8 protein-coding genes and 2 pseudogenes are annotated in these 7060 nt (G+C 41.9%); 5 read left to right on the forward strand and 5 right to left on the reverse strand.

The genetic code is table 11. The features are described from left to right. Positions 1–245 (reverse strand): annotated as a pseudogene (locus BM213_RS13660) (IS1380 family transposase); the annotation flags it as partial. Between the two features lie 98 nt (positions 246–343). Here BM213_RS13660 and BM213_RS13665 point away from each other — a divergent pair. Continuing rightward, positions 344–1087: pseudogene (locus BM213_RS13665) on the forward strand (phosphohexomutase domain-containing protein); the annotation flags it as partial. A gap of 72 nt (positions 1088–1159) precedes the next feature. Beyond that, positions 1160–1867 carry an SDR family oxidoreductase gene (locus BM213_RS13670; RefSeq protein ID WP_091705048.1) on the forward strand — a complete coding sequence of 236 codons (708 nt, stop codon included), beginning with the start codon at positions 1160–1162 and terminating at the stop codon, positions 1865–1867. Between the two features lie 30 nt (positions 1868–1897). Here the strand turns inward: BM213_RS13670 and BM213_RS13675 are convergent, their stop codons facing one another. Next, positions 1898–2149: a YhdB family protein gene (locus tag BM213_RS13675; protein WP_091705051.1), complete on the reverse strand. Its 252-nt coding sequence runs from the start codon at positions 2147–2149 to the stop codon at positions 1898–1900. 100 nt (positions 2150–2249) lie between these two features. On the opposite strand from BM213_RS13675, the gene BM213_RS13680 reads away from it, so the two are divergent. Continuing rightward, a complete protein-coding gene (locus BM213_RS13680) occupies positions 2250–2708 on the forward strand; it encodes a methylated-DNA--[protein]-cysteine S-methyltransferase (protein WP_091705053.1) in 459 nt (152 codons plus the stop codon). A 4-nt stretch (positions 2709–2712) separates the two neighbouring features. Here the strand turns inward: BM213_RS13680 and hflC are convergent, their stop codons facing one another. From hflC to BM213_RS13695, 3 genes are all read right to left on the reverse strand, one after another. Further along, on the reverse strand, positions 2713–3651 hold the full coding sequence (hflC, locus tag BM213_RS13685; protein WP_091705056.1) for a protease modulator HflC: 939 nt from the start codon (positions 3649–3651) through the stop codon (positions 2713–2715). After that, positions 3648–4613: an FtsH protease activity modulator HflK gene (gene hflK / locus BM213_RS13690; RefSeq protein ID WP_091705059.1), complete on the reverse strand. Its 966-nt coding sequence runs from the start codon at positions 4611–4613 to the stop codon at positions 3648–3650. The genes hflC and hflK overlap by 4 nt, the downstream gene beginning before the upstream one ends. Positions 4614–4701: 88 nt before the next feature. Beyond that, the gene (locus BM213_RS13695) at positions 4702–6120 is read right to left on the reverse strand and encodes a SpoVR family protein (protein WP_091705062.1); all 1419 of its coding nucleotides are present in this window, start codon (positions 6118–6120) and stop codon (positions 4702–4704) included. 136 nt (positions 6121–6256) lie between these two features. On the opposite strand from BM213_RS13695, the gene BM213_RS13700 reads away from it, so the two are divergent. Together BM213_RS13700 and BM213_RS15100 are read left to right on the forward strand one after the other, a co-directional pair. After that, entirely contained in the window at positions 6257–6700 is a 444-nt protein-coding gene (locus tag BM213_RS13700; protein WP_091705064.1) for a MarR family winged helix-turn-helix transcriptional regulator, read from the forward strand. A gap of 255 nt (positions 6701–6955) precedes the next feature. Further along, positions 6956–7060: RRXRR domain-containing protein (locus tag BM213_RS15100; protein ID WP_279625328.1), on the forward strand; the 105-nt coding region annotated here is incomplete at its 3' end.

The raw sequence follows: 7060 nt of genomic DNA on the forward strand, positions 1-7060 counted from the left end.
ATATCGTCCTGACGATACGCTTCGATATGATCAAAATCCGTTTTTCCTGTGGCAAGCAAGCCGATCATCGAGCGAATGACGTCGCTATGGGAAATGTGCACATCTCGACGAACCGTTGGGAGCCGAAGGGCGTTTACTCGTTTATCCAGTTTCGTTTGGTGCAGTAAGTAGCCCACGAGAGCAAGCCCAGCACTTGGAGTAATCGCTTCATCTGTCAATACAAACCGAATCGGGAAATCTTTCATCACATTCACCTACTTGATGAAGAGTCGTCAACGTCGTTTTCCCTTATCGTATCAACGGTTTGCGACCATTGTAAAGATGTTTTGTCACGGATTTAGGTCATTACATTCTTTCACAAAAGAAGGAAAAAGGAATGTTACCGAAAAACGGGATTGTATTTAAAACAATCGTCACATCTGAATTTGGACGTGCAATCGCTCAGTCATTCGATATGGAAACGATGGATACGTTGACGGGGTTTAAGTTTATTGGTGAAAAAATTAAACAGTACGAACAAACAGGCGAGTATGTTTTTCAATTTGGTTACGAAGAAAGTTATGGCTATTTAATCGGCGACTTCGCCCGAGATAAAGATGCGATTCAAGCGGCTGTTTTAGCTGTTGAAGTATGCGCGTTTTATAAAAAGCAAGGTTTATCTTTATATGAAGCGCTTATGCAATTGTTTGAGCGATACGGATATTATCAAGAAGGACTTCGCTCATTAACGCTCAAAGGAAAAGAGGGAGCGGAGCGCATTGAATCGTTATTAGCTACGTTTCGCTCGGAGCCACCGACTATTGTTGCCAATCAGCGTATAGTCATTCGCGAAGACTATAAGACGAGCGAACGAGTGCATATGGAAACAGGAGAAAGAGAGAATATCGATTTGCCGAAGTCGAACGTATTAAAATACGTATTGGAGGACGGCTCGTGGTTTTGCGTGCGTCCGTCTGGAACGGAGCCAAAGATGAAGTTTTATTTTGGGGTGAAAGGACAAACATTGACGGAGGCGAAAACGAAGCTAGAACAGTTAGAAACGGCAGTCATGGAGCGTGTATATGCATTAACAGCTGATAAGGTGTAATACCTTATCGGTTGTTTTTTGTATAGGGTGAGGGTAACATAAAAGCGACAACATAGAAAGGATGTGTTCAACATGTTACAAGGGCAGGTTGCGATTGTGACGGGGGCGTCACGCGGCATCGGTTTGGCAATCGCACATGCGTTGGCTAAGCAAGGAATGAAACTTGTATTAATCGGGAGTTCATCCGATATTCACCGTGTTGGCGAACAATTGAAAGGGTCGAAAACATTTCAAGCGGACGTATGTAATGAACAACAAATGAACGAGGTCGTCGCGGAAACTGTTGCCACATTTGGCCGCATTGATTTGCTTGTAAACAATGCAGGCATTGGTGTATTTAAGCCTGTGGAAGAAACGACAGTCGAAGAGTGGAAACGTCTATTTGAAGTGAATGTACAAGGTGTGTTTATCGGGACGAAAGCTGTACTTCCACACATGAAAAAACAACGTTCCGGCACGATTATTACAATTTCATCCGATGTCGGCCGCTACACGATTGCAAATGGTTCGGCATATACTGCGACAAAATATGCTGTTCAAGGATTTTCAGGAAGTGTAGCACAAGAAGTGCGTTCATACGGCATTCGCGTTGGTACGATTAATCCAGGTATGGTCGATACATATTTCGCTCATTCGACTCAAGGCTTGCCTGAAAAAGCGGATTGGCTAAAAGGAGAAGACGTTGCACAGGCTGTCGTATATATGGCAAGCGCGCCAAAACATATGACGGTTGATGAAATTGTATTGCATCCGCTTATTCAAACATATCCAGTCGTATAAGGAAAGCGAAAGGAGTTTATCCCTTTCGCTTTAATCACCGTATTGCATCGTCCATGTCGGCTCTTGTTCGCATACGTCTAGCGCGTGATCGATATAGCGCAACAAGGCGTTCAATCGTTTTTGAACGACGGTGTAATCCTTTTCGAAGTTATATGCATGAAGAAACTGTTCAATTTTTTTCGAAAGCAAATCGTCTTTTGTGCGTACCATAAGAATAAGCAAGTGATCCCACTCAGATCGGTACGTATGGTAAAGCGCCTTATCATAATCGGCTGTATGCAACGCAAACCCTCCTTATCGTGAGGAGCTATATGTAGTTTATGAAAAGATGGCTTTTTTTTTTCGCTGTAAATGTTGTGTGATTTGGTAGAGGAGAGTTGGCATGGGGAAACACGTCGCATATTATGAATCACCGATCGGTTGGCTACAAATAACGGGAGCGAATGAAGGCATTGAACGCATTGATGTGGTAGAACGGTGTGGCGAGCAGAAGGAAAATGTACCAACTTGTTTCATGCGTTGTATCGAAGAACTTGAGCAATACTTTCAGAAAAAGCGCACATCTTTTTCCGTTCCGCTTCGGCTCATTGGTACCCCATTCCAAATGCGTGTATGGGAAGCATTACAGACGATTCCTTACGGACAAACGGTTTCGTATGCTCATATTGCCAAACAAATTGGAAACCCTAAAGCTGTTCGAGCGGTCGGAAATGCTGTCGGCAATAACCCGGTGACCATTATCGTTCCTTGTCACCGCGTTGTACGTACAGGTGGAAAGCTTGGTGGATATGCATGGGGAGTAGAGATGAAAACGTGGCTACTTAAACATGAAACGCGCTGAATGATCAGCGCGTTTGCCCTAACAACCATTTGGCGTATGGGGAGTTGGCAGGTAAAATGACGACTGTATCTTCGCCAATTGTTGTTTTGTACGACTCGAGCGTGCGATAAAAGGAATAAAATTCAGGATCTTTTGCGAATGTTTCGTTATAAATGCGCGCCGCTTCTTGTTCGCCCGATGCACGAATGCGCTCTGCATCGGCTTGCGCTTTCGCGAGCATCTCTTTTACTTCGCGGTCTGTTTGAGCGATAATACGTTGTTTTTGCGCATCTCCCATCGACAAATATTCTTGCGCTTTCGATTCGCGCTCGGAAATCATTCGTTTATACACAGATTGTTCGTTTTCTTCTGGCAAGTCAATGCGCTTCATTCGTACATCAACGACGCGAATACCATAACGATCTTGTTGTAAGAGCTCGTTCACTTTTGCTGTTACTTCATCGTTTAAGCTACCACGCGACGATTTCTCATCGTTAATAATTTCATCATAATTTAACCGTCCAAGTTCGGTACGAACGATCGAGAAAATAAATTCATCCATTTTCGATTCTGCATTCTCTAATGAGCGGGCATTTTGAATCATTTCTTTTGGATTTGTGATTTCCCAAATAGCATAATGATTGACAAGAATTCGTTTTTTATCTTTTGTATTAATTTCCGCTTCAGCAACGTCATAAAAAATTTGCGCTTTCGGTAGCGACGTGACGGTTTGAATGAACGGAATTTTAAATCGCAATCCCGGTGTTTGATCGATGCGAACGATTTCACCGAATTGGCGTACAACTTTATATTCATTTTCATGGACAATATATGCATTAGTTACAGCAATGATCAACAGAAGGAGACCAATGCCGCCGCTGATGATGAAACGAAACCATTTTGTTTTTGTTGGCGTTTTATCTTTAAACGAAATGACGTTTTGATCGTCTTGAAAGTTTGTCATTCGTTACCACTTCCTTTCTCTGCCTTTTTCTCTGTTGTTTGTTTTTCGAGCGGTTGAATTGGTAAATATTTTAGTGTATTTCCATCATCGTTCATAATATAAATGCGCGTGTATGGCAACACTTGTTCAAGCGTTTCGATCATTAGCCGTTGTTTTGTAATATCTTTTGCGTTTTTGTATTCTTCATATAAGGCGTTAAATTTTGCGACGTCTCCGCGTGCTTTTTCGATGCGTGCCACTTTATCTGCTTCTGCTTGAGAGATGAGTGCGTCTTTTTCCCCTTCGGCTTCTTTCGTCCGTTTGTTGCGGTATTTATTTGCTTCGTTAATTTTTGTGTTCATCGTTTCACGTGCATCAGTAACGTTTGTAAATGCTTTGCGCACTTCATCGTTTGGTAAATCGACGTCTTGTAGCTTGACAGCTAAAATGGAAATGCCAATATCGTACTTTTTCACTAATGCGGTGAGCAATTCGCGCACATCTGCCTCGATTTTTGCTTTGCCAGAGGTCAAGGCATCATCAATTTTTGAACTGCCGATGACGCTGCGCAAAGAAGCAGACGTTGCATTGTACAAAATTTGCTCTGGCTCGTATGAACGGTAAAGAAATTTTGCAGGATCAGTAATTTTCCATTGCACAACCATATCGGCAAGTACAATATTTTCATCACCTGTAATCATTTTCGTATCACTTTCATTTGAGGCGACAACCTTTCCGTTTTCTTCTTTGTACCCGAACTGCAAACTAAACGTTTCACGTGATAGTTTTTCTACTTTTTGAATAGGCCAAGGAAGTTTAAAATGTAGACCGGGTGTACTTACTTCTTCATCAATTTTACCGAATGTTAAAATAATCGCTTGTTCCGACTCATCAACGGTGTACCATGACGTCAAGGCAATGACGAGAAGAAAAATGCCTAAAATAGTACCGATGATGATGCCGATAAGAGGACGTTTCTCCATATAAACCCACCTTTCTTGTTATTTATATGTATGTACGGAAAAAAAAAGAAAAAAGTTTCAACAAAAAAGCTACTGATCCCTCAGTAGCTCATATATATTTTCGCTGTACGTTTCGTCCGTCGTATGTGAATAACGTCGTTTTGTTTTCGATGATCGTTTCGATGTGAACGGCACGCCCCCAAAGCTGATAAATGTATGGAAGCACTTTTTCTAAATATTTGACGTCAAGTTCAATTCCTTCGAACCAATGTTTTAAATACAACTCCCCGTTGCGCATGTAATCGCCATCGTTGACTGTAATGTATGGAAAGCCGCCGTTGACGCGCATGTTCACGAGCTGATCGCGCACATGTTCCCAATGTTTATCAACGATTTTATAGTCTTTTCCTTGCTTTTGGAATAAATACATATCTTCACGCATGACGAGTTCTTTTGTTAAATAGTTGCGTAAAAACGAAATGTCCGATTCTAGCTCGCGCACTTCAAATATTTTTGCTCGTCCTGAACCTGGCTTGACGCCAAGCTTTTTCATGTCTTCGGTCGGATTGTCCCACCGTTTTTCGATATCTTCAAAAATTTTTAGTCCTAAGTAATATGGATTAATGCCGGTGCGGGAAGGTTGAACAACCCCGGCGTTTAATTTAGCAAATTCAATCGCCTCGTCACTCGTTAAATCCATTTCTCGCAAAATACGTTGATGCCAATACGATGCCCAGCCTTCGTTCATAATTTTCGTTTCAAGCTGTGGCCAAAAATAAAGCATTTCTTCGCGCATCATTGTCAAAATGTCGCGCTGCCATTCGTCAAGTTCACGGCTATATTCTTCGATAAATAGCAACAAATCCTTTTCTGGATGTGGTGGAAACTTTTTTCGTTTTTTTCGAACGGGCTGTGTTTTTTTCTTTTCATCGAGCGACCATAAATCGTCATACGGGGACGGTTTGCGCGTTTCGTTCTCCTCTTCGTACACTTCCGTGTCGGCTAACGTCCATGCAAGCTTCGGGCGCAGGAGCGACGGATCAATATGTTCTTGAATAGCTAATACGGCATCTAAAAATTTTTCAACTTCTTGTTTTCCGTATTCGTGTTCGTAATGTTTAATTCTTTCCGCTGTCGCTGCCATGCTTTCAACCATATCCCGTTTCGTATTGCTGAAGCGAACGTTATTTTTAAAAAAGTCGCTATGGGCAAGGACATGCGCGACGATTAATTTATTTTGAATGAGTGTGTTCGTATTTAATAAAAATGCATAACACGGATCGGAGTTAATAACAAGTTCATAAATTTTACTTAATCCGAGGTCATAGTGAAGTTTCATTTTATGAAATTGTTTTCCAAAGCTCCAATGCGAAAAGCGTGTTGGCATTCCGTATGCTCCGAACGTGTAAATAATGTCAGCAGGACAAATTTCATAGCGCATTTCATAAAAATCAAGCCCAAACCCTTCAGCAATTTCTGTAATTTCCGCAATCGCTCTTTCTAACGCTTTTTGTTCATCTCGTTTCATCGCACTCCCTCCTTATGACAATGTATGAACGAGCGGATCATTTGATACGTCAGGAATGATTCATTGACTTTATATTTTCTTTCGTATATATTTAACTGTGTTAAATATTTATATCATTAAAAAAGGTGGGGTGTGTATGGAGCGGACGCCGTTTACTGTACTCGTTGAGAGATTAGAGCATGCATTTTCATTGGCCGTTCGTAAATTGGCCGCGGATTTAACAAAGGAGGAAATCGGCTTAACGAAACCGCAGTTTTTTATTTTAAATTTGCTTTCAAAGCGCGGGAAATGTACAGTAAGTGAATTAGCGGACGAAATGTTTGTGAAACCGAGCGCGATCACAACGATGATTGATCGCTTATATAAAAGCGGATTTGTGTTGCGAGAGCGAGATGAAGAAGATCGGCGTGTCGTGTATATTCAGCTGTCTGAAAAGGGAAGGCATATGCTTCAGCACGCACGGGCAGAGCGGAGAAAAATTATTGAGCGTTATTTAAGCCAATTACAGCTTGAAGAGCTTGAACAGTTTGTTCATATTATCGAAAAAATTGTTGCGACAAACGAAAAAGAGGAGAAGTGATTAAAAGTCAACTACCCACCACTTAAAGCCTAACGGCTTTTGAAGTGGGGGCTTGCCAAGCCCTAGTTGACTACCCTCAGCCATTCAATGGCTACGTTGGAGGGGTCATGACACTTACGGATGCTCCTCCAGTCCGTAACCCTGTCGCAGATGGTTAAAAGCTCTGATGGGTAGGAGCGGTGCTGTCTGCCAAACAAGTCCTTCCAACATTGGGGAGGAGGAACTCACTCCTGAAAGGAGGTACACGTCTTGTTCGTGTACATTATCAATAAGCATGGAAAACCACTCATGCCATGCTCACCAAGGAAAGCAAGACTTCTGTTAAAACAGAAGAAAGCAAAAGTAGTAAGAAGGACACCT

The organism is Anoxybacillus pushchinoensis (assembly GCF_900111795.1).
GTDB classification, from domain to species: domain Bacteria; phylum Bacillota; class Bacilli; order Bacillales; family Anoxybacillaceae; genus Anoxybacillus; species Anoxybacillus pushchinoensis.

Bases quoted from the DNA above. Each gene is read 5' to 3' on its own strand.
- BM213_RS13670 (WP_091705048.1), top strand. From the start codon at position 1,160: ATGTTACAAGGGCAGGTTGCGATTGTGACGGGGGCGTCACGCGGCATC.
- BM213_RS13700 (WP_091705064.1), top strand. From the start codon at position 6,257: ATGGAGCGGACGCCGTTTACTGTACTCGTTGAGAGATTAGAGCATGCA.
- BM213_RS13695 (WP_091705062.1), bottom strand. From the start codon at position 6,120: ATGAAACGAGATGAACAAAAAGCGTTAGAAAGAGCGATTGCGGAAATT.
- BM213_RS13680 (WP_091705053.1), top strand. From the start codon at position 2,250: ATGGGGAAACACGTCGCATATTATGAATCACCGATCGGTTGGCTACAA.
- hflC (WP_091705056.1), bottom strand. From the start codon at position 3,651: ATGACAAACTTTCAAGACGATCAAAACGTCATTTCGTTTAAAGATAAA.
- hflK (WP_091705059.1), bottom strand. From the start codon at position 4,613: ATGGAGAAACGTCCTCTTATCGGCATCATCATCGGTACTATTTTAGGC.